This is a genomic window from Isoptericola jiangsuensis (assembly GCF_048320105.1).
Taxonomy (GTDB): domain Bacteria; phylum Actinomycetota; class Actinomycetes; order Actinomycetales; family Cellulomonadaceae; genus Isoptericola; species Isoptericola jiangsuensis_A.
In genome coordinates, this window is sequence record NZ_CP182942.1 from 3,256,874 (window position 1) to 3,281,774 (window position 24,901).

Annotated in this window: 20 protein-coding genes; 5 read left to right on the forward strand and 15 right to left on the reverse strand. The window is 73.7% G+C overall.

Annotation, left to right across the window (positions count from 1 at the left end):
• Positions 1-22: 22 nt before the first annotated feature.
• The 4 genes from ACNHYB_RS14930 to ACNHYB_RS14945 form a co-directional block, all read right to left on the reverse strand.
• Complete coding sequence (locus tag ACNHYB_RS14930; RefSeq protein WP_418276139.1) at positions 23-943, reverse strand: carbohydrate ABC transporter permease; 921 nt, start codon at positions 941-943, stop codon at positions 23-25.
• Complete coding sequence (locus ACNHYB_RS14935; protein ID WP_418276140.1) at positions 940-2,112, reverse strand: carbohydrate ABC transporter permease; 1,173 nt, start codon at positions 2,110-2,112, stop codon at positions 940-942. Before ACNHYB_RS14935 ends, ACNHYB_RS14930 begins: the two co-directional genes overlap by 4 nt.
• 137 nt (positions 2,113-2,249) lie before the next feature.
• A complete protein-coding gene (locus ACNHYB_RS14940; protein ID WP_418276141.1) occupies positions 2,250-3,581 on the reverse strand; it encodes an ABC transporter substrate-binding protein in 1,332 nt (443 codons plus the stop codon).
• A 304-nt stretch (positions 3,582-3,885) separates the two neighbouring features.
• The gene (locus ACNHYB_RS14945) at positions 3,886-4,386 is read right to left on the reverse strand and encodes a DUF2505 domain-containing protein (protein WP_418276142.1); all 501 of its coding nucleotides are present in this window, start codon (positions 4,384-4,386) and stop codon (positions 3,886-3,888) included.
• 62 nt (positions 4,387-4,448) lie between these two features.
• Here ACNHYB_RS14945 and ACNHYB_RS14950 point away from each other — a divergent pair, with 62 nt between their 5' ends.
• On the forward strand, positions 4,449-5,924 hold the full coding sequence (locus ACNHYB_RS14950) for a sensor histidine kinase (RefSeq protein WP_418276143.1): 1,476 nt from the start codon (positions 4,449-4,451) through the stop codon (positions 5,922-5,924).
• A 94-nt stretch (positions 5,925-6,018) separates the two neighbouring features.
• Here ACNHYB_RS14950 and ACNHYB_RS14955 read toward each other — a convergent pair whose 3' ends face one another.
• The 8 genes from ACNHYB_RS14955 to ACNHYB_RS14990 form a co-directional block, all read right to left on the reverse strand.
• Positions 6,019-6,267, reverse strand: a complete 249-nt coding sequence (locus ACNHYB_RS14955) for a WhiB family transcriptional regulator (protein WP_068204216.1) — start codon at positions 6,265-6,267, stop codon at positions 6,019-6,021.
• Positions 6,268-6,484: 217 nt separating this feature from the next.
• The gene (locus tag ACNHYB_RS14960; protein ID WP_418276144.1) at positions 6,485-11,017 is read right to left on the reverse strand and encodes an FtsK/SpoIIIE domain-containing protein; all 4,533 of its coding nucleotides are present in this window, start codon (positions 11,015-11,017) and stop codon (positions 6,485-6,487) included.
• Between the two features lie 78 nt (positions 11,018-11,095).
• The gene (locus ACNHYB_RS14965) at positions 11,096-13,666 is read right to left on the reverse strand and encodes an FtsX-like permease family protein (RefSeq protein WP_418276145.1); all 2,571 of its coding nucleotides are present in this window, start codon (positions 13,664-13,666) and stop codon (positions 11,096-11,098) included.
• A complete protein-coding gene (locus tag ACNHYB_RS14970) occupies positions 13,666-14,421 on the reverse strand; it encodes an ABC transporter ATP-binding protein (RefSeq protein WP_418276146.1) in 756 nt (251 codons plus the stop codon). The genes ACNHYB_RS14965 and ACNHYB_RS14970 overlap by 1 nt, the downstream gene beginning before the upstream one ends.
• Before the next feature lie 207 nt (positions 14,422-14,628).
• Entirely contained in the window at positions 14,629-15,366 is a 738-nt protein-coding gene (locus tag ACNHYB_RS14975) for a hypothetical protein (RefSeq protein ID WP_418276147.1), read from the reverse strand.
• A gap of 22 nt (positions 15,367-15,388) precedes the next feature.
• Positions 15,389-16,060, reverse strand: a complete 672-nt coding sequence (locus tag ACNHYB_RS14980; RefSeq protein WP_418276148.1) for a response regulator — start codon at positions 16,058-16,060, stop codon at positions 15,389-15,391.
• Positions 16,057-16,482, reverse strand: coding sequence for a sensor histidine kinase (locus ACNHYB_RS14985; RefSeq protein ID WP_418276149.1), 426 nt, complete (start codon positions 16,480-16,482; stop codon positions 16,057-16,059). The genes ACNHYB_RS14980 and ACNHYB_RS14985 overlap by 4 nt, the downstream gene beginning before the upstream one ends.
• Entirely contained in the window at positions 16,407-17,531 is a 1,125-nt protein-coding gene (locus ACNHYB_RS14990; RefSeq protein WP_418276150.1) for a sensor histidine kinase, read from the reverse strand. Before ACNHYB_RS14990 ends, ACNHYB_RS14985 begins: the two co-directional genes overlap by 76 nt.
• Positions 17,532-17,688: 157 nt before the next feature.
• Between ACNHYB_RS14990 and ACNHYB_RS14995 the strand changes: the two genes are divergently transcribed.
• Both ACNHYB_RS14995 and ACNHYB_RS15000 read left to right on the forward strand, forming a co-directional pair.
• Positions 17,689-18,375 (forward strand): response regulator transcription factor, encoded by a 687-nt coding sequence (locus tag ACNHYB_RS14995; RefSeq protein ID WP_418276151.1) that lies wholly within the window; start codon positions 17,689-17,691, stop codon positions 18,373-18,375.
• A gap of 6 nt (positions 18,376-18,381) precedes the next feature.
• Positions 18,382-19,728 (forward strand): ATP-binding protein, encoded by a 1,347-nt coding sequence (locus tag ACNHYB_RS15000; protein WP_418276152.1) that lies wholly within the window; start codon positions 18,382-18,384, stop codon positions 19,726-19,728.
• 18 nt (positions 19,729-19,746) lie between these two features.
• Here the strand turns inward: ACNHYB_RS15000 and ACNHYB_RS15005 are convergent, their stop codons facing one another.
• Positions 19,747-20,238 (reverse strand): GtrA family protein, encoded by a 492-nt coding sequence (locus tag ACNHYB_RS15005; protein WP_418276154.1) that lies wholly within the window; start codon positions 20,236-20,238, stop codon positions 19,747-19,749.
• A 72-nt stretch (positions 20,239-20,310) separates the two neighbouring features.
• Between ACNHYB_RS15005 and ACNHYB_RS15010 the strand changes: the two genes are divergently transcribed.
• Positions 20,311-21,552, forward strand: a complete 1,242-nt coding sequence (locus ACNHYB_RS15010) for a 5-(carboxyamino)imidazole ribonucleotide synthase (RefSeq protein ID WP_418276155.1) — start codon at positions 20,311-20,313, stop codon at positions 21,550-21,552.
• Between the two features lie 6 nt (positions 21,553-21,558).
• Positions 21,559-22,080: a 5-(carboxyamino)imidazole ribonucleotide mutase gene (purE, locus tag ACNHYB_RS15015; protein WP_418276156.1), complete on the forward strand. Its 522-nt coding sequence runs from the start codon at positions 21,559-21,561 to the stop codon at positions 22,078-22,080.
• 1 nt (position 22,081) lies between these two features.
• Here purE and ACNHYB_RS15020 read toward each other — a convergent pair whose 3' ends face one another.
• Both ACNHYB_RS15020 and ACNHYB_RS15025 read right to left on the reverse strand, forming a co-directional pair.
• A complete protein-coding gene (locus tag ACNHYB_RS15020; RefSeq protein ID WP_418276157.1) occupies positions 22,082-23,497 on the reverse strand; it encodes an LCP family protein in 1,416 nt (471 codons plus the stop codon).
• Between the two features lie 4 nt (positions 23,498-23,501).
• Entirely contained in the window at positions 23,502-24,863 is a 1,362-nt protein-coding gene (locus ACNHYB_RS15025; RefSeq protein WP_418276158.1) for an LCP family protein, read from the reverse strand.
• Positions 24,864-24,901: the final 38 nt, after the last annotated feature.

Sequence of the window (24,901 nt, forward strand, 5' to 3'; positions counted from 1 at the left end):
CGGTGTTCGTGTCGGGGTCGGGTCAGCCCTTCACCGCACCGGCCATGATGCCCGCGACGAGCTGGCGCCCGACGAAGGCGAACAGGACCAGCAGCGGGAGCGTCACGAGGAAGATGCCGCCCATGACCAGCGAGTAGTCGACGAAGTAGTTGGCCTGGAGCGAGCGGACCACCAGTGGCAGCGTCGGGTTCTCGTTGGTGAGGACGATCGACGGCCAGAAGAAGTTGGTCCACTGCTGGACGAACGTGAACAGACCGAGCATCGCGGCCGCCGGGATGGCGGCGGGCATCGCCACCGACCAGAACGTGCGGATCATGGAGGCACCGTCGACCCGAGCGGCCTCGATGAGCTCGTACGGCAGCGCCTCGGAGAGGTACTGCGTCATCCAGAACACGCCGAACGCGGTGACCAGTCCGGGCACGATCACGGCCTGGACCTTGCCGTACCAGCCGATCTCGCTGAACAGGATGTACATCGGGATGATGCCGAGCTGCACCGGCACCGCCATCGTGGCGATGACGAAGACGAGCAGCGGCCCACGGCCCCTGAAGTTCAGCTTGGCGAACGAGTACCCGGCGAGGGTCGAGAACAGCACGACGGAGGCGGAGCAGACGACGCCGATCAGCGTCGAGTTCCACAGGGCCTTCCAGAAGTTGATGTTGCTGTTGGTGATGACTTCCTGGAACTGGGCGAAGATGCTCGCGTCCGGGAACCACTGCGGGACCGCGTCCTTGGCGATCGAGACCGGGTCGGAGGACCCGAGCAGCAGCGTGAAGTACAGGGGGAAGATCGAGATCGCCAGGACGATGCCGAGCAGGGCGTAGACGACCCACCCGGCGCGGCGGGTCGCGGACCCGGACGCGGAGCCCTTGCCGCGCCGCTTGGCTGCGGCGCGAGCTGCACCCGGACCGGCGGTCTGAGCGGTGACGGCGACGGAGCTCATCGGACATCCTCCCCATGGTTCGGGCTCGAGGTCGTGTCACGCGGCTGCGTGGGCGTGACGGGCGGCGGGGGCACTGCTCCTGGTGGCGGACCGGCGGGTGCACCCGGGGCGACGGATGGCGTCCGCCCGGCGGCCGCGCCGGCGCGGGCCGTGGCGATCAGCTGCTTGGTGTGCTCGCGGCTGACCTTGGCCTTCTTGCCCGTCGAGGTGGAGATGCGCCGGGTGATGAGGAAGTTGACCATGCCGATGGCGACGATGATGAGGAAGAGCAGCCAGGCGACGGCGGCGGCACGACCGAAGTTCTTCTGGTTGCCCCACGCGACGTCGTACAGGTAGACGACGGTGGTCATCCAGTCGCGGTTCGGGCCACCGAGACCCTGGGAGTCGTACATGCGGACCTCGTCGAAGATCTGCAGGCCACCGATGGTCGAGGTGATGACGACGAAGATGATCGTGGCGCGGATCTGCGGCACGGTCACCGAGAAGAACTGGCGGATGCGGCCGGCGCCGTCGATGACGGCGGCCTCGTAGAGCTCGCGCGGCACGGCCTGCATGGCCGCCAGGAAGATGAGGGCGTTGTAGCCGGTCCAGCGGTAGTTGACCATCGAGGCGATGGCGACGTGGCTGGCGAGCCGGTCACCGTGCCACTGGACGGGATCCATCCCCACGAGTCCGAGGAGCTCGTTGATGAACCCGTACTGGTCGGCGAAGAGGCGGCCGAAGATCATCGACACCGCGACGGGTGCGACGACGAAGGGCACCAGCACGCCCATGCGCCAGAAGGTGGCCGAACGCAGGTTCTGGTCCAGCATCGCGGCGATGATGATCGCCATGATCACCTGCGGGACCGAGGAGAACAGGAAGATGGAGAACGTGTTGCCGAGCGACTTCCAGAAGGTCGGCTGCTGGAGCACGTCCACGTAGTTCTGCATCCCGACGAACTCGCCCTGGCCGCCGAGCAGGTTCCACTCGTACACCGACACCACGGCGGTGTAGATGAGCGGGAAGAGGCCGACGACGGCGAAGATCAGGAAGAACGGGGAGATGTACAGGTAGGGCGAGACCTTGACGTCCAGCCGGCCGAGCCGCTGGGAGAACCCGAGCCGTCGCGGCGGACGGTCGGAATCGCCGCGCGCATGCGCGGGCTTGCTGGGGGACAGAAGTGCCATGAGCTGATCCTGTTGGTCTCTCCGTGTCGGGGTGCGGGCACGTGACGGGCCGGACGCCGGGTGGGGCGGCCGGCCCGTCACGATCAATCAGCGAGTGCGACAGGGTGTCCCGTCACGCTCGGGTGCCGGGCCGTGGGTCAGGAGAGACCCAGAGCGTCGACGTCGGACAGCGTCTGCTCCCAGGAGGCGTCCGCGTCCTCGCCGTTGAGGTCGACACGGTTGATGCCGTTCTGGACCTCGGCGTGGATCGCGAAGTAGTTCGCGCCCTTGAACGGGTTGCCCGTGATGGCCTGGGCCCGCGAGGAGAAGATCGCGCCGGCCGGTGCGCCGCTCATGAACTCGTTCGTGAAGGACTGGACCTCCTCGGAGTTCTGCGCGTCGACCTGCGACGGGAAGGTGCCCGCCTCGACGAACGCCTGCGTCTGGACCTCGGGCGAGGTCAGCCACGCGGCGAGCTCCTTGGCGGCCTCGGCGTGCGCGCCGGCGGCCGGGACGGTCAGGAACGAACCGCCCCAGTTGCCACCGCCACCGGGGAAGACGTCGGCGATGTCCCAGCCCTCGACGCCACCGGCGTTCTGCTCGATCGGGCCGGTCATCCAGGACGGGCAGAGCATCGTGGCGAAGGCGTCGTTCTGGAAGCCCGCGACCCAGTCGTCCTGCCACTGCTCGAGGCCGGCCGAGAGGCCGTCGTCGACCGAGGCGGTCAGCACCTGGTCGTAGAGGTCCTTGACCTCGGTGTTGCCGGCCAGGTCCTTCGGCTCACCCGTCGCGGGGTCCTCGTAGGCGGCGTCGAGCTGGTTGACCATGCCCTGGAAGGTGGCCTGCGCGGAGTCGAACCAGGCCTTGCCGCCACCGTCGACGAACTGCTTGCCGGCCTCGAAGTAGGACTCCCAGGTCGCGTCCTCGCCACCGATGAGCTCGGCGACTGCCTCGCGGTCGGAGGGCAGGCCCGCGGCCTCGAGCAGGTCGGAGCGGTAGCAGATGGCCTCGGGACCGATGTCGGTGCCGTAGCCGATGAGCTTGCCGTCCGGCGTCGTCGCCTGGTCGACCTTCCACTGGACCCAGCGACCGTCGAGCTCGGCGTCGGTCAGGTCGGAGAACAGGTCGGGGTACTGCATGAGCTCGGGGAGCCAGTCGACCTCGATGGCCTCGATGTCGGCCAGGCCCTCGCCACCGGCGGCGAGCTTGGTCGTCAGGTTGGTGCGGGCGTCGCCCGACTCGGCGGCCGTCGTGTGCTTGACGGTGACGTTCGGGTGCTCCTCGGTGTACTGAGCGAGCAGCTCGTCGGTGTACCCGAAGTTGTTGAAGGTCGCGATCGTGAGGGTGATCTCCTCGTCCATGTCGCCGTCGGAGGTCTCCGGGGTCTCCTCCTCGCCCGAGCAGGCGGTGAGGACGAGGGCGATGGACGCGAGGCCGGCGGTGGTCGCGGCGAGGCGACGGGCCCGGCGGGGGCGGGTGCTGCTGAGCACGGTGACTCCCTTGTCTGGATCTGTACTGAATGAGGACGTTCTGGAGCACGACCACGTCGGTGACATGGTAGCGCTTCCACGACCGCCCATGATGTTTCCCTGGATCAGGTGGCCGCGTCAAGCGCGTGTCGGGGCCGAAATCGTTCGGTGATGTCACGATTTGGCATCGGCGCTGGTCCGCGCGAGGTGGGAGCGCTTCCGTAACCCAATTGCAACAATCTGGGTGGTGGACTTACTGGACATATCGGGTCGGCTGTGGTGAGGAGGTGCTCGTCGAGGGAGGTGCGGTGCAGGGCGCCGACGCCTACTCGCGCGTGAGCCACTCCCACGCGGCCTGCTGCTCGGCCTCCAGCGTCCGGCGCACCGCCCGGGCCGCCGCCTCCTCCACGGGGACGGCGAAGAGGGGCACGGAGGCGCGCACGTCGACGTCGTAGGTGTGCCGTGTGCCGCCGTCGGGCGCGGGCTCGAGGCGCAGCGTGCCGGTGAGCCGCACCGGTGCCCCGGTGATCTCGACCGCGACCGTCCCCACGTGGCGGGCGCCGTCGGCCGGCTCCCACGCCTCGGCCTGCCGTACCTCCAGGTGGTCCCCGACGACGGCCCGCAGCTGGTGGGGGATGACGTCGGTGGGCAGGGTGCGACGCACGGACAGGGTGAACCCCGAGGCGACGTCACCGGAGACGTCGGCGCGCGTGGCGCGTGTCGCCCCGGGTCGGGCGGCACGCCAGGCCACGAACTCCGGGTCGCAGAGCATCGCGGCCACGGCGGGGACGTCCGCGGCGTAGCTCAGCTCGACCGTCAGGTGCACGCCCCACACCCTACCGGCGTCGCCCCGCCACGACCGGCCCGTAGGCTGTGGGCGTGTCCGCCATGAGTGATCTGATCGCCGAGCACACCGACCTCGCCGACGGCGACGTGGAGTGGCTCCACCTCCTGGTCGGCGACTGGCAGATCGTGTCCGACCTCGCCTTCGCCGACCTCGTCCTGTGGCTGCCCACGCGCGACGGCCGGTTCGTCGCCGTCGCGCAGTGCCGTCCCAGCACCGGGGCGACCGTGCACTACGACGACGTCGTCGGCTCGCTCGCCCCCGAGGGTCACAGCAGCCAGCTCACCGCGGCCATGACGGAGATCCGTTCGCAGCGGTCGCGCGAACCGCGCTGGTTCGGCGCCTACGCCGTGCGCGAGGAGGCCGTGCCCGTCGTGCACGGCGGGCGGGCGGTGGCCGTCGTGGCACGCCAGACGAACCTCGGTTCCGGGCGCACCCCCAGCCGCCTCGAGCTCAACTACGTCGAGTCCGCCGACGACCTGCTGGCGATGGTCGGCCGCGGCGAGTACCCCTCGCCCAACGCCGCCACCGGCCCCCGGCGCGGTGCTCCGCGCGTCGGCGACGGGCTGATCCGGCTGAACTCGGAGGGCGAGGTCCTCTACGCCAGCCCGAACGCCCTGTCCTGCTTCCACCGGCTCGGTGTCATCGGGCCGCTGGTGGGGCAGTCGCTCGTCGAGGTCACCGCGGGGATCGTCGAGCAGCAGGACACCGTCGACGAGTCGTTGCCGCTGGTCGTCATGGGCCGTGCCCCCTGGCGCACCGACATCGAGGCCGGCCGCGTGGCCCTGTCCCTGCGTGCGCTGCCGCTGACCGACCGCGGGCAGCGGATCGGGGCCGTCCTGCTGTGCCGCGACGTCTCGGAGCTGCGGCGCCGGGAGCGCGAGCTCATGACCAAGGACGCCACGATCCGCGAGATCCACCACCGCGTGAAGAACAACCTGGCCACGGTCGCGGCGCTGCTGCGGCTGCAGGCGCGGCGCATGGAGGTCCCCGAGGCGCGGGCCGCGCTGGAGGAGGCGATGCGCCGGGTCGCGACGATCTCCCTCGTGCACGAGTCGCTGTCCCAGACGCTCGACGAGCACGTCGAGCTCGACGACATGCTCAAGCGGGCCCTGCGTCTCGCCGCGGACGTCGCCTCCACCCGGACGAAGGTCAGCACCGAGCAGTCCGGGTCGTTCGGCATGGTGCCGGCCCAGGCGGCCACGCCGCTCGCGCTCGTGCTGACCGAGCTGGTGACCAACGCCGTCGAGCACGGATTCCCCGGCAGGGAGTCCGGGACGGTCATGATCGACGTGGAACGCCAGGACAGCCGGTTGAAGGTCGTGGTGGCCGACGACGGCGTGGGGATGCGTGACGGGGTCAAGAAGCTCGGGAGCAGCTCGCGCAGCGGGCTCGGCTCGCAGATCGTCCAGACGCTGGTCACCAACGAGCTGAGGGGCACCATCGACTGGGCCGCGCGCGAGGGCGGCGGGACGCAGGTCGTCATCGAGATCGAGCTGCGCGACGACCCGCACCGCTGACGTCGCCGCACCCCGGCCGCATCCCGGCCCGGACAGCACGACGCCCTCCTGCTCGTCGAGCAGGAGGGCGTCGTCGCGTGGTGCGGTGGCGGACTCAGCCGGCGCGGCGGGCGCGGGCGGTGCGACGCTTGAGCGCGCGGCGCTCGTCCTCGCTCATGCCGCCCCAGACGCCGGCGTCCTGGCCGGACTCCATGGCCCACTTCAGGCACGTGTCGACGACGTCGCAGCGACGGCAGACGGCCTTGGCCTCCTCGATCTGCATGAGGGCGGGGCCGGTGTTGCCGATGGGGAAGAAGAGCTCGGGGTCCTCGTCGAGGCAGGCTGCCTTGTGGCGCCAGTCCATGGAAGTCATCTCCTCAGTGATCGACCCGCGCATCGGCAGGCGACCATCTGGGCATCAGAAGGCGGCCGACCGGGGTCAGGATGGTTCAAGGGTGGGGGGAACTGCTTACCAGGGTCACACCTCGTGAAGCCCGGCACAAGGGGTTACAGCCACATTTCTGCCCCGTGAACCCTGAGGGTTTCATCACACTGCACAAACTTGCCGGTCAGTCGTATCCTCACGGGTGATGTCCGGATCCGAGGTCCCCGAGGCCGATCTCCCGCCCGCGGTGCGGCCGCCACGCCCGGCGCTCCTGACCGCCGTGGTGGCCGTCGTCGCACTCGAGGTCGTCACCTTCGCCGCCTTCGCGGTGGCGGTCGTCGTCGAGCTCGTGCGGGGCGGTTCGTCGAGCGTCGGTGTCTCGTTGTTCGTCGTGGCGTTCTTCCTCGGGCTCGCCTGGGTGCTCGCGGCGTGCGCCCGCGCGCTGAGCGAGGGCCGCCGATCCGGGCGTGCCGTCGTCGCCGGCTGGCAGGTCTTCCAGGCGCTCATCGGACTGGCGCTGCTGACGAGCGGGACGCCGTGGGCCGTGCTGGGTGGTGCGCTCGCGCTCGCGCTCGCCGCCTTCGCCCTCGTGGGACTGATGACCCGCCGGGTCGTGGAGTACACCGTCGGCTGACGTCGGCGTGGCGGCCCGCCGGGGCGGGCCCGCCGTCTGCACGGGCGTCGCGGTACCGGCCAGCACCAGCACCCCTCGCCCCGGCCGCGGGGGACCGGGGTCGACGACGTCGCTGAGCGCGGTGCCCAGGACCTCGTCCGACCCGCGCTCGCCGGGTCCCAGGACCAGCCCGGTGCGGCGCCCGCGCAGCTCGGCCACCGGGCCACGGTGCGCCATCAGCGCCCCCTGCGTGGTGACCGAGGCGACCAGCTCGACCGGCCCCAGGGGCAGGTCCGGTGCGCTCAGCCGTTCGACCTCGACGGGACAGGACTGTGCCAGCAGATCGAGGTCGTCCACGACGAGGACCTGACCGGACGGAGCGTCCCCGTCGGTGCAGAGGGCGTCGAGGAGGGAACGCACGGCCGCCGGGGACGTGCCGGCGCACGGCACCTCACCGGCGTCGGCACGCAGCGCGGGGTCACGGGAGACCACCCCCGCGAGCCGTCCTCGGGCGGCCAGCGCGCGCACCACGTGCCGCAGCACGGTCGTCCGGCCCGATCCTCGGGGCCCCACGACCAGCGCACCGCCGCCCACGTCGAGAGCCACGGGTCGCGCGTCGTCGCCCCCGATCCCCACCACCACCTGCCAGGGCCGGGTCGATGCCGGTGCCGCCGCGCACGCGGACCCGTGACCCGGCCCGAGGCCGTCCGTGACCGCGTCCTCGGTGACGAGGTCGGCCGCGTGGACGACGTCGGGCAGACGCCGCAGTCGGAGCGGCCCCGCGACGGCGGGGCCCGCCGCCCGGCGGCCGGCCGGCGGGCCCTGCGGCGCGAGGGGAAGCAGCACCTGGCAGGACGTCGCCCCCTCGGTGGACGACCACGCCGCCCGTCCCGGCGGGCCGCCGGTCCCGGCGAGCGTGGAGGGCGCTCCCAGCACGACGTCCTGGTGCTGGTCGGTGCCGAGCAGCACCAGGCGGGGCCCGACACGGGCGGCGAGCCCACCGACCGAGGCGGTCTCCGCCGTCACCGCGAACGCGGCCCGTCCCGCGGCCAGCGCCGTGGTCAAGGTGTCCCACGGGTCGAGGCCACACACCGCGGCGCGCACCTCCTCCACGCCGTCGACGACCACGAGGACCCCGGGCGGACCGTCCCCGCCGGCCGTCGTCGCCCGGGGGTGGCCGCCGCGTCCACCACCGTCGCCGGGGTCGTCCGTGGGGGAGCCGTCCGCCACGGTCAGGAGGTGGAGGAGCCGCCGCGCCAGCCGAGGGTCGTCGGCGTGAGCGAGCGTCCCGAAGCACGGGTGCCCGGTCAGGTGGCGGAAGCTCTCCGCCGCTGCCCGTGGTACGAGCGCGTGCACGTGCCAGCCGCGGTCGAGCGCCGCCGAGGCCAGCGTGAGCAACGCCGTCGTGCGGCCCGAGCGGGCGCGCCCGACGACCGCCAGGTGCCCGGCCGACGGGTCCCAGGCGACGACGTGCTGCCGCTGCCCCTCGGGGTCGTCCGCCAGGGCGAGCGGCAGACCGGCCCCGTCGGCGGCCGGTGCCGCACCGAGGGGCAGGGTCGCGACGGTCACGTCCTCGGGCAGGGGAGGGAGCCACGGCGCGGGCCCCGGCCGGTGGTCCAGCGCGGCGGCGGCAGCCTGCGCGGCAGCCACCGCCTCCGCGACCGTGTCGGACGGCGGAGCGCCCGCCCCGGTACGGGTGGCGTCGGCGGAGTCCTGGTGCCCGGACGACGTCGGGTCGAGCCCGCGCCAGGGTGTGGAGCGTGTCACCCGTGGACCGTCGTCGGCGCGCGCCGCGGCATGGGCGCACTGCAGCACGACGGGCGGTGCCGAGCCGATCCGCAGCACCGCCCGCCCCGGGGCCGTCACGGGGATCCGTGCGGCCGCAGCCGAATCGACGACGTCGTGGGAGTCGGCGGCGTCGACCACGCGCAGGGCGACGCGCGTCGAGATGTTGGCCCGCACGTCGGGACCGACCGCACCGGCGGGGCGCTGCGTCGCCAGCACCAGGTGCACGCCCAGCGACCGGCCCTGAGCAGCGACCCGCAGGAGCCCGGGCAGGAACTCGGGCAGCTCGTCCGCCAGCGCCCGGAACTCGTCCATGACGACCACCAGACGGGGCAGGGTGCCGCGCGGCGCGTCCTGCCACGAGGCCGCGCGACGGGCCGCCAGCACCTGCTCGCGACGCCGGAGCTCGGCGCGCAGCCCGGACAGCGCGCGGGCGGCGAGCCCTGGCTCGAGGTCGGTGACCTGACCGACGACGTGCGGCAGGTCCGCGCACCGGCCGAAGGACGCACCCCCCTTGAAGTCCACGAGCACCAGGGCGAGGTCGGCAGGGGAGCGGGTCAGCGCGAGCCCCAGGACGAGGGACTGCAGCAGCTCCGACTTGCCCGACCCGGTGGTGCCCGCCACCAGCAGGTGCGGGCCGTCGGCGACCAGGTCCAGGTGGACGACGCCCGATGCCGAGACACCGACCGGCACCGACCATCTCGTCGCCCGGGCCCACCGTTCGGCCAGGTCCGTGTGCCCGACCAGGCCCGCGAGAGGGACGGTCGTGGGAAGGCGAGCCGCGACCGGGTCGATCTCGTCCTGCGGACCGGGGGCGTGGCGGGTGCGTGCGACAGCGAGCTCCCCCAGGTTCCGCCCGAGCGCGCGCAGACCGGCGAGCCGTCGTGCGGTGCGCTCGGCGGCCGCCGCGGACAGGCCGCGCACCTCGTGCCGCACCGTGCCGCCGTCGGGAGCGGAGCGCAGCACCTGCCGCCCCGTCACGGTGAGCACGGTGCGGCACCAGCCCGGGACGGCGACCGGTGGTCCGTCCAGCGGGTCCGGCAGGCAGAGGACGACGACGTCGCCCCGGTGCCGAGCCTCGTCGACCAGAGGCCCGGCCGTGCCGACCGGACCGTCGACGACGAGGACGCGCGGCCCGTCACCCTGCGGCGCCAGCCAGCGGCACCACGACCACGAGCCCCGGCCCGGACCGGCGACCTCGACCGCCGCTCCCGTCGCGGCGAGATCGACGGCGACCGCTCGCGCCACGGCTCGCGCCACGGCCTGCGGCCCGCGGACCGCCAGCGCGCCGTCGGGCACCAGCCCTGTCGCCCCACCACGCGGCGCCGGACCGGACCCGGAACCCGACCGTGCTCGCTCGGCCACCCGGTCCAGCAGAGCAGCCCACGCCCCGTCCGAGATCTCGTGGAGCGCCGTCACCCGTGCGAGCGTGCGGCCCGGGTCGGTGCCGACCGGTGGGTCCTCGCCCGGTGCCGGTGGGGCCTGGTGTCGCCGACGGACCAGCGCGACCAGCTGCGGCACCAGGGTCGCGATCCCGACCAGGGAGAAGAGGGCGTACAGCGGCTGGCGGAGCGCGACGGCCAGCGCGATCGAGCCCACCACGGGAACCACCCCGACCAGCAGCATCGTGCCGCGGACGGCGGGCTCGGCGGTGGCCGGGAGCGGCTCCGGCGCCAGCAGCGTGACGGCGTCGCCCGAGCGTTCCAGCGCGTACGCCCCGCCGGCCACCTCCAGCACGTCGCCCTCGTGCCAGCGACGGGGCACCAGGAGGCGGCTTCGGCGCTCGCGGCCGCGTCCGGGCCGGTGCAGGGACGGCCCGGTGCGCGGGCGCCCGGCGCCCTGACCGGTCGCCCGCCCGGCCGCCCGCCCGGCCGCCCGCGCGGCCGCCCGCCAGGGCGCGTCGGGACGGATCCGGGGCCGACCGCGCCCGTCGATGTCGATCGTGACGTGCGCGTCGAGGCTCACCGGTCGGCCTGGGGCGAGCGCACGGGGATCGCCGGTGGCCGGTCCGGTGGTGCTGCGCACCACCCACGGGCTGCGCAGAGCCTCCACGTCGGGATCGGCGGGCACCGGGCCGGATCCCTCGGACCCCGTGCCGGATCTCTGGTGGGGCCCCGGGCCGGGCACGGCGCGGAGGGTGGCGCCGGGCAGCAGCGGCCGACGGCCCACGACGGAACCGTCCCCGACGGGCGTGCCGTCGGCGAGGAGGTCCGCGCGGAGCAGCTCGGGCCGGCGCACGATGCGCGCGAGCTCGGCGCGGACGTCGCCCAGGCGGACACCGTCGGGCAGGTCGACGTCCTCGCCGGGATGGAGGGTGAGACGGACTGGCACGGGGCAAGCCTGCCGGGGGTGCCCCCACGCCGCAGCGTCCGTCCACAGGTTGTGGACGGACGCTGCGTCACCAGGGCCCTACTCGGCTGCCAGCGCCTCCACCGGCGACGCCTCGAGCGCGGCGCGCGCCGGGACCACCGAGGCGACCAGCCCGGCCACCAGGGCCACCACGAGGGTCAGGACCACGTCCCGCCACGGCACGGCGAGGACGACGTCCCCCATCACCCCCAGCGCGGCGGCCGACCCCGCCCACCCGTAGACGAGCCCCAGCGCGATCCCCAGCACCGCACCGACCCCCGCGATGAGCAGCCCCTCGATCGCGAGCATGCCGCGCAGCTGGGCCTTCGACAGGCCGATCGCGCGCAGCGTCGCCGACTCCCGACGGCGTTCGATGACCGACAAGGACAGCGTGTTGGCCACGCCGATCAGCGCGATGACCACGGCCACGGCCAGCAGCCCGACGACGATGCCCAGCAGGGTGTCGATCACCCGCTCGAAGCTCGCGCGCTCCACGGCGGCACCCGTCACCTGCACCGAGCTCCCGGCGTCCGAGACGAGGTCCTGGACCTGCGGCACGACGTCGGTGGCAACCCCGACGTCCGTCAGGCCGACCCACAGGTCGCTGGCCGTCAGGTCTCCGGCGAGCAGCTCCGCGTCCTCGGCGGTCACTGCGGCGCCCCACGCGTCCGCAGGAGCGACGACGACGTCCATCTCGAGGGTGCCCGTCGGGCCCGCGACGGTGACCGTGTCCGGGACCTCGGTGCCCGACACGGCCCAGTCCGGCAGCAGGATCGTGCCCGGCCGGAGCTCGTCGAGGGCGTCGGTGCGCACGACCTCCCGGCCCACGTCCGGGTCCACGGCCACGACCTGTGGCCGGTAGGCGTCGTCCCCGGTCGCTCCCGGCCAGGTGATCTCGGGGTACACCGACGACACCGGGACGACGTCGTCCACGCCGTCGAGCGCCGCGACGTCGGCGGCGAGCCCGGCGGGCAGCGGGTCGACCGCACCGTCGGCGTCCCACACCGCCGAGCTGAGCGCCACGTCCACCGGGTACGCCTCGTCCAGGGCGCTGGTCAGCGACGACCGCGCGCTGGCCGCGCCGGTCGACATCATCGCCACGAGGGTGACGCCGATGAGCAGCGCCGTCGACGTCGCCGCCGTGCGGCGCGGGTTGCGCGAGGTGTTCGCCGCGGCGAGCCGCGCCGTCGGACCGGACGCGCCGACGAGCCGGCCGGCGAGCGCCGTGACCCGGGGCAGCCAGAACACCGCACCGACCGCGACCCCGACGAACGACAGGCCGCCGCCCGCGACCCCGGCGAGCAGGCCGAAGGTCGGCTCCTGCGCGAGCGTGCCCAGCGCGGCGCCCGCGGCCAGCAGGCCGAAGCCCAGCACCGTGGCCGCCAGGGACAGCACCAGGCGCACCCGACCGGCGCCTCGCGCGACGGGAGCCTCCGCGGGACGCATCGCGGCCAGGGGCGCGACGCGGGTGGCGGCGCGTGCCGGGACGAGTGCGGCGAGGACCGTCACCAGCGTGCCCACCACGACCGGCAGCACGACGACCTGCCACGTGACCGTCACGGTCGACGGCAGCGGCACCGGGACGTCCAGGGCGTGCGCCACCCACAGGGCGGCCTGGCCGAGCGCCGTCCCGACGACGACGCCGGCCGCTGACGCCACGACCCCGACGATCGCGGCCTCGAGGAGGACGCCGCGGCCCACCTGGCCCTTGTCCGCGCCGACGCAGCGCAGCAGCGCGAGGGTGCGGGTGCGCTGGGCGACCAGCACCTGGAACGTGTTGGCGATGACCAGGCCCGCCACGAGCAGGGCGATCGCGGCGAACGTCAGCGTGAACACGAGGAACAGAAGGTCCTGGCCGCCCGTGAACTGGGCGGTCACGTCGGCGGCCCGTTCGTCGGTCGTGACGACCTCGCGCCCGTCCGTCGTGGACGCGCCGACCGCCTGTTCCAGCGCGGTGCGGGCCGCCTCGACGTCGGTCCCGTCGGTCAGGGAGACGGCGAGCTCGGACACGCCGGGATCGACGCCGGTGGAGTCGGCCTGCCAGGTCTCGAACGTGCCGGCGGGCAGCACGGCGGCGCCGCCCAGCTGCAGGTACGCCCCGGCAGGGTCGGTGACGAGCCCGGTGACGGTGAGCTCGTCGGTGCTGGTCTCCCACTGGTCCCCGTCGAGGACGTCGTGCCCGGCCGTGACGGTGCCGCCGACCTCCACGCCGAGCCGCTCGGCGACGTCGGTGGGCAGGGCCACCTCGCCGTCCGCCGTCGGCATCGCGCCGTCGGAGACCTCCAGCGGCATCAGGGCGTCGTCCACCACGGGCACGGTCGCCTGGAAGACGGTGCGGGCGCCGCGGGTGAACGTCGCCCACGTGGTGTCCAGCGACGCGGTCGCGCTGACGTCGTCGACGGCGTCCACCGCTGCCACGTCCGCCGGTGTCAGCGGGTCGTCCACGGTGCCGAGGACGACGAGGTCGGCGTCCGCGTAGCGTGCGGCCACGGAGTCGTACGTCGTGCGCGTGATGACGCCGGCGGCGAGCAGGGTCGCCGCGACGAACGCGGTGCCGATGGCGATCGCGATCCCGGCGGCCGTCAGCCGTCCCACGCTGCGACGCATCTGCGCCAGCGTGATCCGCAGCATCAGGCACCCGCCTTCGCGCCGTCGTCGGCCACCGGCGCCTCGAGGGAGCGCAGCGCGTCCAGGCCGGCGAGGACCGCCTCCGGCGTCGGGTCGGTGATCTCCCCGGCGATCCGGCCGTCCGCGATGAGCACGACGCGGTCGGCGTACGCGGCGGCCGCCGGGTCGTGCGTGACCATGATGATCGTGCGGCCCAGCTCACGGACGGAACGGCGCAGGAAGCTCAGCACCTCCACGCCGGACCGCGAGTCCAGGTTGCCGGTGGGTTCGTCGGCGAACACCACCTCCGGCTGCGCGACGAGGGCGCGGGCGATGGCGACGCGCTGCTGCTGCCCGCCGGACAGCTCGGACGGACGGTGGGTCAACCGCTGCTGCAGGCCCAGCGTGCGCACCAGGGTGTCGAGCCAGGCGCGGTCCACGGTGCCGCCGGCGAGTTCGACGGGCAGCGTGATGTTCTGCTCCGCGGTGAACATCGGCAGCAGGTTGAACTGCTGGAACACGAAGCCGATGCGGTCGCGCCGCAGTCTCGTCAGGGCCTTGTCCCCGAGGGCGGTCACGTCGGTGGTGCCGACGAACGCCTGACCGCTCGTCGCCGTGTCGAGGCCGGCGAGCAGGTGCATGAGGGTGGACTTGCCCGAGCCGGAGGGGCCCATGATCGCGGTGAAGCGGCCGGAGGCGAAGTCGACGTCGACGCCGTCCAGGGCGCGCACCTGCGCCTCGCCCGTCCCGTAGGTCTTGCGCAGCGAGCGGGCACGCACGGCGGGGGCCGCCGCGGTGGCACCGGCCGGGGTTGCGAGGCGCCGGCGGCGCCGTCGTCGACGGGGACGTACACGGTGGTGTCCACTTCAGGTCTCCACGGGTCTGCTCGGGACGGCCCCGCGCACGGGACCGATGACACCACCGACGCTACGGACGCCGCCGTGCCGGTGTCGTCGGCCCGTGGTGTGGTCCTGAGGGCGACGGCGTCATCCTCGGGGATGACCCGAGGGATGACCCGGGGGATGACTCCGGCCTCGGGCGCGGACCAGGACGAAGACCGCCGCGGAGAGCAGGAGCCCGGCCGCCACGACGATCCACCCGTAGGCCGGGCCGCCCACGAGCCCCTCCAGGAGCACCCGGCTCTGCGACGTCGGGTCGGCCAGGACGACCGCGACGAAGGCCGCCACGACGGCGACGACGACCCCGGTGAGCGCACGTTCCCACCGCTTGTCCAGGGCGGCATGGCCCATCACGCGACGGCCCGCACGCACGATGTGCCGCGCCCGCAGGACACGCAGGGCCCCGACGGCCCGCACGAGGCGCAGCAGCTGGGTCGGACCGATCGCCAGGACGGCCGAGGCCACGATCGCGACCGTCACCACCACCAGCCACCGGTGCTCGCGCAGCCAGCGCCACTTCTGCGGCGACACCGCGAACAGCACCACCGTCTCGGCCAGGAGCACCGCTCCGGTGAGCAGGCTGGCCACGGTGCCGACGGTGGCGTAGGGCTCGTCCAGCAGGGTCAGCCACACCGCGGGGACCGAGGCCAGCGCGGCGACGAGCACCGGCACGGCGAAGCGGCGCTCCCACCGCTCCTCGGCAGCGGGCGCGGGAGCCGGTCGCCCGCCCGCCTGCTCGGTGGTCGTCTGCTCGGTGGTCGTCTGCTCGGTGGTCGTCTGCACGGTGGCCGACGTCGCGACGGGATCGGGGGCGTCGGTCGGCACGGCCCCCAGGGTAGTGGTGCCCTCAGGAGCCCGGACGCACGAGCCCGGTCTCGTACGCGGTCACCACGGCCTGCACGCGGTCGCGTGCTCCGAGCTTGGCCAGCACCCGGCCGACGTGCGTCTTGACGGTGGCCTCGGCGACGTACAGGTCAGCGGCGATCTCGGTGTTGGACCGGCCCCTGGCCATGAGCACGAGGACCTCGCGCTCGCGGTCGGTGAGCGCGTCCAGGGCGTCGTGCGCGGTCGAGGTGGCGGACACCGGCAGCGCGGTGACGAGGTGCTCCAGGAGCCTGCGGGTCGACGACGGCGCGATGACGGCGTCGCCGCGGTGCACGGTGCGGATCGCGGCCAGCATCTCCTCGGGCGGGGCGTCCTTCAGCAGGAACCCCGACGCCCCGGCACGGATCGCCTCCACGACGTACTCGTCGAGGTCGAACGTCGTCAGCACGACGACGCGCGGCGAGTCGGGTACCGCGGTGAGCCGTGCCGTGGCGGTGATCCCGTCCATGGTGGGCATGCGCACGTCCATGAGGACGACGTCGACGCGCTCGCGGGCGAGGAGCTGCAGCGCCTCGGCGCCGTCGCCCGCCTCGACGGCCACCGTGAGGTCCGGCTGGGAGTCGATGACCATGCGGAAGCCCGCGCGGACGAGCTGCTGGTCGTCGACCAGCGCGACGCGGACGGGCTCGCTCATCGGTCCTCCTGTGTCGGCGGAGCGGCTGGTGCTCCTGGTGCCCCGGGTGAGGCCGGTGCCGGCGGACTCGCCGGCGCCGTCGGGGGCGGCGGCGAGCCGTTCTGCCGACTCGGCAGCGGCATCGTGAACCGTACCCGCCAGCCCCCGCCCGGGCGCGGACCGGTGACGACGTTCCCGCCGAACATCGCGGCCCGTTCACGCATGCCGAGCAGCCCGTACCCGGGCTCGCCGGTGCCGGCGGCCGCGCCGCGTCCGTCGTCGGACACCTCGAGGACCACCGCGTCGGACTCCCAGCGTTCCACGACGGTCACGCCCGGGTCGGGGCCGGCGTGCTTGCGGACGTTGCTCAGGGCCTCCTGGGCGGCGCGGTGCAGCGTGAGCCCGGCCCCCGGGGGCAGGCGCCGCGGCGTGCCGACGCGCACGAGCGAGACGCGCGTCCCGGCGTCGCGCGCCTGGGCGACGAGCGTCTCGAGGTCGGCGTCGTCCGGCTGCGGAGCCAGGGGTGCGCCCGACGACGTCGCTGGCGTCGCCGACGTCGTCCCGGCCGTCGTCGTGCTCGCCCGGGCCGCACCGTCGACGCGGCGGTCCGCGGCGACGCCGGTGGGGCGGGTGCCCGCCGGGGGTCGAGGGGCGCCGGGTGGTGCGGCGGCGGCGAACCGTCGCCCGCGGTCCGGTCGATGGTGTCGTCGCGCAGCACACCGAGAAGTCGTCGCATGTCGGCGAGGGCCGCTCGGCCCGTCTCCGAGATGACGGTGAGCGACCGCGCGGCGGCGGCGGGGTCGCTCGCGGCGGCGTAGCGGCCCCCGTCCGCCTGCGCGACGACGATGGACAGGGAGTGGGCGACGATGTCGTGCATCTCGCGGGCGATGCGGGCGCGCTCGGCCGCGGTGGCGATCTGTGCCTGCTGGTCGCGTTCCACCTCGAGGCGTTCGGCACGGTCGCGCAGCGTCTCGGTGGTCACGCGCCGATAGCGGCGGGTGAGCCCGAAAGCCCAGACGGCCAGGGCGATGGACCCCAGGAACACGCTGATCGGGAGCAGGTCGGCGACGTCCGCCGGGCTGCCGAGGCCGGAGCTCCGGACGGAGGCGACCACCACGAGGAGCAGGCAGCCCGCCGCGGTGGAGGCGATGGCGGTGCGGTGGGCCCAGCGCGGCCCGTAGACGGTCACCGAGTACAGCGCGACGAGCACGGCGACGTCGGCGGGCAGGAGCAGCGGGAAGCCGGCCAGGAGATGGGCGAGGGCCACGGCGTAGACGGCGACGGCGGAGGCCACGGGGCGCACGCGCCGCCAGGCGAGCGGCACGGCGACGGCGAGGGACCAGAGGACGGTCGCGGCGCTGCGACCGCCGGCGTAGTTCGTCAGGTCGGTGGACGTGGCGGCCACGACGAGGGCGAACAGGGCGACCACGGTGGCGTCGACCGTGAACCGATGGCCCTCGAACCACCGGACGGTGCGTGCGTACCAGCCCATGAGGGCCACCCTAGGCAGCCTCGACGTGGCCGCACGTCCACCCGGGGGAGGAGCCGGTCGTGCCGGAGCGGGGTGAGGCGGGAGGGTGAGACGAAACGGCCGCTCACGGCGTGTCCTGACGTGCAGGGACCAGTCATATTGCCGCTAGCATGAGGGAATGACCCACGTACTGCTGGCCGAAGATGACCCGGCGATTGCCGAGCCTTTGGCGCGGGCCCTCACTCGTGAGGGTTACGACGTCGTCGTGCAAGGAACCGGTCAAGGCGCCATCGACAACGCCGGTGACGCCGACATCGTCGTCCTCGACCTCGGCCTGCCGGACGTCGACGGCCTCGACGTCGCACGGGAGATCCGCGGGCGCGGACTGAGCACCCCGATCCTCGTGCTGACCGCCCGCGCCGACGAGGTCGACCTGGTCGTCGGTCTCGACGCCGGCGCCGACGACTACGTCACCAAGCCGTTCCGGCTCGCCGAGCTGCTCGCCCGGGTCCGGGCGCTGCTGCGGCGCACCCACGGCGAGACGGGTGAGGAGGAGGAGCTGCGCGCCCAGGACGTGCGCGTGGACGTCTCCGCGCACCGCGCCTTCCAGGGGGAGCGGGAGCTGCACCTCACCACCAAGGAGTTCGACCTGCTCAAGGTGCTGGTCGGCAACGCCGGGTCCGTCGTGGTGCGCGACACGCTCATGCGGGACGTCTGGGGGTCCGACCCGGTCGGCTCCACCAAGACGCTCGACATGCACGTGTCGTGGCTGCGCCGCAAGCTCGGTGACGACGCCAACGCCCCGCGGTACGTCTCGACGGTCCGCGGTCTCGGGTTCCGTTTCGAGCTCGGCTCGCAGGTCTGAGGTCCGGTGCGCCGTCGCGTCCTCCTGGCGACGATCTCGGCGGTCGCCGTCGCGGTGATCCTGCTCGGCGTCCCGTTGGGCATCTTCGGAGCCCGCTACGTGGTCGCGACGCAGGAGCAGCGCGTCAACGACCGGACCGTGTCGTTCGCCGCGACCGTCGAGCGCGCCGTCGAACGGGGTGAGAGCCCGGCCGACGACCAGCTCCGACGCGCCTCGGAGGGCCGCTCCGGTGACCTGGCGGCACGGGTGACCGTGAGCCTGCCGGACGGCGAGCAGCTCACCTACGGCGAGGACCCCAACCCGCCCGCCATCCTCAAGTCCGCCGAGACCGACAACCGCGCGTGGGTGTCCTTCGAGGTGTCCGCCTGGGGCGTGTACGTCCAGGCCGCGCAGATAGTGGCCCTGGTCGTCGTGGCCGGTGTGGTCGCCATCGGGGCCGGGATCGCCATGGCGGTCTGGCAGGCCAACCGGTTGGCCGCGCCGCTCGTCTACCTCGCGGCGTCGGCCGAGCAGCTCGGGTCCGGGCAGGTCCGCCCGAGCCTGGAACCGTCCGGGGTCGAGGAGATCGACCTGGTCGCGGCGGAGCTCGCCCGCAGCGCCGACCGCCTGGCGGGCCGTCTCGCCGCCGAGCGGCAGTTCGCCCAGGACGCCTCCCACCAGCTGCGCACCCCGCTGACCGCCCTGTCCATGCGGTTGGAGGAGATCATGCTGACCTCCGACGACGACGACGTCGTCGAGGAGGCACGGGTCTCCCTGGAGCAGGTGGAACGTCTCGTGCACGTCGTCGACGACCTGATGTCGACCTCCCGCCGCTCGCAGGGCGGGACGACGGAGGCCGTCGCACTGGTCGACGTCGTCACCCAGCAGCACGAGGAGTGGGCCGACACGTTCGCGAACGCCGGGCGCGAGCTCGTGGTCGACGTCGCACCCGACCATCGCGTGCTGGCGACGCCCGGCGCCCTGGCCCAGGTGATCGCGACGCTGCTGGAGAACTCCCTCAAGTACGGCGACGGGACGACGACGGTCCGGTCCAAACCGTCCGGGCCGAAGGGCGCGGTGGCGCTGGAGGTCACCGACGAGGGGCCCGGCGTCGACGACGAGATCGCGCCCCGTGTGTTCGAGCGCGGCGCCACCACCGGGGGGAGCACCGGACTCGGTCTCGCGCTGGCGCGTGACCTGGTGGCGGCCGATGGGGGACGGCTGGAGCTCGCGCAGCGCCGCCCGCCCGTCTTCCGGGTGTTCCTCGCCGGTGTTCCGCGGACCCTGGACCCGCGGGTCGTGCTGCCGCCGGGGACCACGATCTCGTCGCGCGGGCGCCGTCGAGGCTGGCTCCACCACCACGACGAGGACTGACCCGGAGCGAGCCGGCTCTCAGGCGCTCCCGCGGAACACGACGGTGCGGTACATGACGTACCGGAAGATCATGCCCAGCACGAGGCCGACGCCGTTGGCGGCGACGTTGTCCGCGAGCGGCGACTCGAGGCCCAGCACGTACCGCGAGAACGCGAGGCAGGCCGAGGAGATGACCAGGCCGCCGATGTTGACCAGGCCGAACTCGACGAGCTCGCGGACGCGGTGGGACGTGCGGTGCTCGGCGAAGGTCCAGTACCGGTTGCCGATCCAGGCGACCATCGTCGAGACGGCGACGGCGATGACGTTGACGGTGACGGGTTTGTGCGCCAGGACGTCGAAGGGTGGCGGGCCGTGCAGGAGCAGGTTGAAGACGACGAGGTTGACGACGTAGGCGGCCCCGCCGACGGTGCCGAAGCGCAGGAGCTCGATGCGTCGTGCCCACACGGCCGCGACGGCGCGTACCGGCCACGCCCGGGGTGCGGTCGTGGGCGGCGTCGACGGCGGGGACATGCGCGCCACCCTATCGGCCCGGGTCTTCCCGGCTGTTCGGCGCCGAGCGGGCGGCCGGTATCCTTGACGTCCGTGACCTCCCCCGTGGCATCCGCAGCACCTGAACCCGGTCCGCCCGTCGTCGCCGTCGTCGGCGGCGGCCAGCTCGCCCGCATGATGGCGCCGGCGGCCGCCGAGCTCGGTGTGCACCTGCGTGTCCTGGTGGAGGACGCGGCGACGTCGGCCGCCCAGGTGGTCGTGGACGCACCGGTGGGTGCGGCCGGGGACGAGGCCGCGGTGCGGGCGCTGGTGCGCCCCGCGGACGGTCCCGCCGCCGACGTCCTCACGTTCGAGCACGAGCACGTGCCGAACGGGCTGCTGGCGGATCTCGACGGCACGGGCACGCCGGTGCGTCCCGGCCCGGACGCCCTGGTGCACGCGCAGGACAAGATCGTGATGCGCCGTCGGCTCACCGACCTGGGTGTGCCGTGCCCCGACTGGGCCGCGCTGCCCTCCGACCCCGACGCGGCGCGGACCGCCCTGACGCAGTTCCTGGCGCGGACCGTCGACGGGTCCGCCGTGGTCAAGACGGCGCGCGGCGGGTACGACGGCAAGGGGGTGCGGGTCGTGCGCGGGCCGGACGACGTCGACGACTGGCTCGAGGCGCACGTCGTCGGCGGCCCCGAGCTGCTGGTCGAGGCCAAGGTCCCCTTCACCCGCGAGCTCGCGGTGCTCGTGGCGCGCAGGCCGTCCGGCGAGGTGCGGACGTGGCCCGTGGTGGAGTCGGTCCAGCGCGACGGGGTGTGCGCCGAGGTGGTCGCGCCCGCGCCCGACCTGTCCGACGAGCTGGCGCGCACGGCGCGCGAGGTCGCCGTGCGGATCGCCGACGGGCTCGGGGTCACCGGCGTCCTCGCGGTCGAGATGTTCGAGACGCGCGGGCCCGACGGAGCCGCCCAGGTGCTCGTCAACGAGCTCGCCATGCGCCCCCACAACTCGGGCCACTGGACGATCGACGGGGCCGTGACGAGCCAGTTCGAGCAGCACCTGCGTGCCGTGCTCGACCTTCCGCTGGGCTCCACGGAGCCGGTCGCGCGCTGGACCGTCATGGCCAACGTGCTGGGTTCGTCGCTGGAGCGTCTCACCGACGCGCTCGCCGGCGTCGGCGAGCGGTTCCCCGAGGCCCGGGTCAACCTGTACGGCAAGGGCATCCGCCCCGGCCGCAAGCTCGGGCACGTGAACGTCAGCGGCGACGACCTGGACGAGGTCCGTCGTCGTGCGCTCGGTGCGGCAGCCCTGCTGCGCGGCGAGCGGCCCGAGATCCACGACGAGGACTGAGGACGCATGAGCGAGAACACACCCGAGGTCGGCATCGTGATGGGGTCGGACTCCGACTGGCCCGTCATGGAGGCGGCCGCCGACGCCCTGGACGAGCTCGGTGTCACCTACGAGGTCGACGTCGTCTCGGCCCACCGCATGCCCGTCGAGATGATCGCCTACGGTCAGGAGGCCTCCGGCCGTGGCCTGCGCGCGATCATCGCCGGGGCCGGGGGAGCGGCGCACCTGCCGGGCATGCTCGCCGCCGTGACACCGCTGCCCGTCATCGGTGTGCCGGTGCCGCTGAAGCACCTGGACGGCATGGACTCGCTGCTGTCCATCGTGCAGATGCCGGCGGGGGTCCCCGTGGCGACCGTGTCCATCGGGGGCGCCCGCAACGCCGGCCTGCTCGCGGCGCAGATCCTCGGCGCGGGCACGGACGACGCGTCCCTCGCGCTGCGCGGACGGATGGTCGCCTTCCAGGCGGACCTGCGTGACGTGGCGTACGCCAAGGGCGAGCGGCTGCGCCGGGCGCGGACCGCCCGCTGACTCAGTTCTCGAGCCCGCCGACCGTCGACCCCGGCTCGAGCTCGCCGTCGCGGACGTCGACCCAGAACTCGTCGGCGTCGTCGGAGAGCAGCACCGAGGACCCGCTGCCGTCGCCGGCCCGGTAGCCGGGGTCGGCGATGGGCGGCGTGCCGGTCACGCCCTCCGGGCCGGTGGCCGCGCGGAACGCCAGGGCGAGCTGGCCGAGGTTCACGATGCCGGTGTCCTGGTCGACGACGAGCGCGCCGGTGCCGGCCTCGATCAGCTCGACCTGACGACCGGGCTGGAGGAGCAGGCTGGGCTGCACGACCTCGTCGGCGACGGCCGAGATGACCTGGCGCTGACGCTCGGCGCGTCCGATGTCGCCCTTGGGGTCGGAGTAGCGCATGCGGGAGAAGGCCAGCGCCGTCTCGCCGTCCGCCACGTGGCAGCCGGCCTCCCAGTCGAGCTCGCTCTTCTCGTCGTGCACCGTGTCGTCGTAGCAGAGCTCGACACCGCCGACGGCGTCCACGAGATCCTCGAGCGCACCGAAGCCGACCTCGGCGTAGTGGTCCACGGTCAGGCCGGTGAGCTGTTCGACCGACTGCACGAGCAGCGGTGGCCCGCCCCACGCGTAGGAGGCGTTGATCTTGTTCGACCCGTTGCCGGGGATCTCCGCGTAGGTGTCGCGCGGGATCGAGATGAGGGCGGTCGGTCCGCTGCGGGGCTTGTGCAGCAGGAGGATCGAGTCGGTGCGCGCGCCGGTGGTGCCGTCGTCGATGCCGCCCGTGCCACGGGCGTCGCTGCCCGCGAGCAGGTAGGTGGTGCCGGGGGTGCCGGACGCGTCCGAGAGCGCGTCGACGTGCTGGATCTTGCCGTTGGCCCAGACCACCAGGCCGATGGGCCAGGCCAGGAGCAGCACCAGGACGACCACCAGGGCGAGGACGGCGACGCGTCCCTTGCGCACGCGGATCCCGCCGGAGCTCGACCCGGCCGCGCCGGGACGGCCCCCGCCACCCGGCGGACGACCCCCGCCCGAGCGTGACGTGGCGGCCGCGGGCCGCTGCTGCGCGGGCATCACCCGGGTGCCCGACGGCTGCCGGGAGGCGGGCGGGTGCGAGGCGGGCCGGTCGGTGGCGCTGCGCGCGCTGCTGCCCACCGGGGGCGGGTACGACTGCGGCTGCCGGTTCGGCACCGCGGTGCGACGCGGGGGAGTGACCGGCACCTCGCGGGAGGACTGCCGACGGACCCGTGGTTCGCGCGGCTCCATGGGCACGGCGTCGTCTCGCCGGCCGATGCGTCCGGAGGGGGAGGGCGAGCCGTCGCCGCGGGGCGTGGGGCGGTCGCCGCCGACGGAGATGGCGTCGCCCGTCTGGCGGGGGCGTTCGCCTCGCCCTCCGGGGGGCGTGAAGCTCGGGGGGATGCGCCGGTCGTCGCTCATGGGATCACCCGCAGACCGAGGTGACGTCAGCGCTGGTGAACGCTTCCTCGCCCGCGTCGCGGGTCCGGGTCGGCTCGGGGCTCGGCGCGGTCTCCTCGTCGGTGGCCTCGGTGGCGTCGTCGCTGGGCTCGTCCGTCGGGTCGGCGCTCTCGTCGGACCCGTTCCCGCCCTCGTCGGCCGTGTCCTCGGCCGTGTCCTCGTCGGTGGCCTCGTCCTCGGTGACGATCGCGTCGCTCAGGGGACGATCGTGCCGGAGGTTGTCCCACACCGTCGTGGCTTCGTCGGTGAAGATCACGTTGTTCGGGTTGGACGGGTCGTACTGGAACGGGACCGTCATGAAGGAGATCGTGTCAGGTCGGATGTCGCGCGCGCTGTACGCGAGCCCGGCGAGTCCCGGGATCGAGGCGAGGTTGCTGCTCATGGTGAGCGACCCGGTGACCGCCCCGAGGAACTCCAGGAGCTGCGGGGAGTCGGTCAGCAGGTTCTGCCCCAGGACCGTGCGGGCGAGCGCCGCCATGAGCTCCTGCTGACGACCGATGCGCCCGATGTCGGACCCGTCGCCGAGGCCTTCCCCGGTGCGCGCGCGGGCGTACTTCAGTGCGGTCGAGCCGTCGAGGGTCTGGACGCCGGCGTCGAGCACGAGGTTGTCCGCCTTCTCGGAGCTGATGTCCTCCGGGATGCACATCTCGACGCCGTCGAGCGCGTCGATCATCTGCTCGAACCCGGCGAAGTCGATGACGATGAAACCGTCCATGCGCACGTCGGAGAGCGTCTCGATCGTCTTCATCGTGCACAGGGCGCCCGACTCGACGTCTCCGCCGGTCAGGACGCCCTGGGCGAAGGCCGAGTTGAACTTCACTCCCGACAGGGCCGTCGTCTCGCCGCCGGAGGACGTGGGGCAGCTGGGGACGTCGATGGTGGTGTCGCGGGGGATCGACATGAGCTCGACTCGGGACCGGTCCGCCGAGATGTGCATGATCATCGTCGTGTCGGACCGCGCGCCCTCCACCCCGTCGCCCACGACGTCGGCGTTGTCCCCGCCGCGGGAGTCGGAACCGAGGAGCAGCACGTTCAACGGCGACCCGGCGTTCGGGTCGTCCGGGGTGACGACCTCCGGTCGGTCGGTGCCGAGCGCGGCCTCCGCGTCGACCTGGGTGATGTTCCCCTGCAGCTGGACGGCCGCCGTGCCGGCGCCGACGCCGACGAACACCAGGACCGCCGTCACCGCGAGACCGATGCCGCGCGCGACGACGCCCGAACGGTGGCTGCGGGCGTGCGCCGGACCCTTGTGGGGCTCGCCCCCGGAGGGCGCGCCGGACATCGAGCCCCGGGTGGGCGCGACGTGGCGGGCAGACGTGTGGTTCACGGTACGTGAGCATAGATGCCGGGACGGCGCCGTCTGCG